Source organism: Streptomyces sp. NPDC048462, assembly GCF_043200175.1.
Classification (GTDB): domain Bacteria; phylum Actinomycetota; class Actinomycetes; order Streptomycetales; family Streptomycetaceae; genus Streptomyces.
Genome location: NZ_JBICXG010000079.1, coordinates 1 through 1,056 on the forward strand (window position 1 = coordinate 1; position 1,056 = coordinate 1,056).

Annotated in this window: 1 protein-coding gene; it reads right to left on the reverse strand. The window is 67.5% G+C overall.

Annotation, left to right across the window (positions count from 1 at the left end; genetic code table 11):
• A partial coding sequence (locus tag ACGFU6_RS39330) for an acyltransferase domain-containing protein (RefSeq protein WP_393617420.1) occupies positions 1-1,056 on the reverse strand: 1,056 nt, incomplete at both ends.

Consider the following 1,056-nt stretch of genomic DNA (forward strand, 5'->3'; position numbering starts at 1 on the left):
CTCAGCCAACGACACCATCACAGCCCACGTCACCGGCTGCACCACACCCACACCATCCAACGAACCCCCCGCACGCACCACCTCAACCACATCAAAATCAACAAACGGCGCCAACGCATCCGCACACTCACGCAACCGACCAGCAAACACAGGAGAGGACTCCAACAAGCCCGCACCCATCCCCACCCACTGCGTCCCCTGACCCGGAAACACCAACACCCGACGACCCGGCGCCCCGGCCACACCCTCGACCTTCAGATCACCGAAGGCGACCGAGCGGTGCTCCAGATGCGAACGCCCGGCAGCAAGACTCACACCCACATCCAGCGGACGCAGCGCGGGATCCGTCTCCATCCGGGCACGCAACCGGGAAGACTGCGCTTCCAGGGCGGCTGCCGACTTCGCGGACACCACCAACGGAACCACCGGCAACTCACGGACCGCAGACTCCTCCACCTCATCCGGCTCGGGGGCCTGTTCCAGAATCACGTGCGCGTTGGTCCCGCTCACACCGAACGCGGAGACCCCCGCACGACGCGAACGTCCGGTCTCCGGCCACGGACGCGACTCCGTCAGCAGGGAGACGGCACCCGCATTCCAGTCCACCTGCGAGGACGGCGCATCCACATGCAACGTCCCCGGCAGCACACCCTCCTGGAGCGCCATCACCATCTTGATGACGCCACCGACACCCGCGGCAGCCTGCGCATGACCAATGTTCGACTTCAACGAACCCAGCCACAACGGCTGCTCCGCCGGACGCCGCCCATACGTGGCCAACAGCGCCTGCGCCTCGATCGGGTCACCCAGCCTGGTGCCCGTCCCGTGCGCCTCAACGGCATCCACATCCGCAACCCCCAGACCGGCACTGGCCAGGGCCGCCCTGATCACCCGCTGCTGCGAAGGACCGTTCGGCGCCGTCAGACCATTACTCGCACCGTCCTGATTCACCGCCGAACCCCGCACCACCGCCAACACCCGATGCCCCGCGGCCACCGCGTCCGACAACCGCTCCACCAACAGCACACCCGCGCCCTCGGCCCACCCCGTGCCGTC